This is a genomic window from Coraliomargarita sinensis (assembly GCF_003185655.1).
In the GTDB taxonomy this organism is placed as follows: Bacteria; Verrucomicrobiota; Verrucomicrobiia; order Opitutales; family Coraliomargaritaceae; genus Coraliomargarita_B; species Coraliomargarita_B sinensis.
This window is the reverse complement of the sequence record NZ_QHJQ01000034.1, coordinates 1-596: the sequence shown is the minus strand read 5'-3', so window position 1 is coordinate 596 and position 596 is coordinate 1. Positions and strand designations below refer to the sequence as shown.

At 59.1% G+C, this 596-nt stretch carries 1 protein-coding gene; it reads left to right on the top strand.

Annotated elements, in window-relative coordinates; translation table 11 throughout:
• Window positions 1-596: transposase (locus DDZ13_RS15275; protein WP_233246184.1), on the top strand; the 596-nt coding region annotated here is incomplete at both ends.

Here is a 596-nt window from a genome sequence, read left to right as displayed (position 1 = left end):
GGAGATCCTGCGGAAGATGATCTGGCAGGTGGCGGATTTCTGCGGGGTCGAGGTGTTGACCTACTGCGTGATGGCGAATCACTTTCATGTCCTTTTGCGGGTTCCGGATGCTTCGGAAGTCTCTGATAAAGAGCTGCTCCGGCGTTATAAAGTGCTCTATCCCAAGCCCACAAAATACCAGACGGCTTCGATCGCGGTGATGGAAAAGGACCTTCTGGCCGGGGGCGGGGAAGCTGAGGCGGTTCGCAGAAAGCTTTTGGCGCGGATGGGGGATGTCTCGGAGTATATGAAGGCGGTGAAGCAGCGCTTCTCGGTCTGGTACAACCGTACGCATCAGCGCTATGGCACGCTTTGGGCGGAGCGCTTCAAGAGTGTGCTGGTCGAAGGTAGGGGGAACCCGCTTCAAACCATGGCCGCCTACATCGATTTGAACCCGGTGCGGGCAGAGCTGGTGGATGACCCCAAGGATTACCGCTTTTGTGGTTATGCCGAAGCGGTGGCGGGAAACAGGCTGGCGAGGAAAGGGCTCTCCCTGGTCTGGGCCGCCCATGCGGACGGTTCGGCGCGGGAGCGCCGGCATTTTGAAGCCGCTTTGA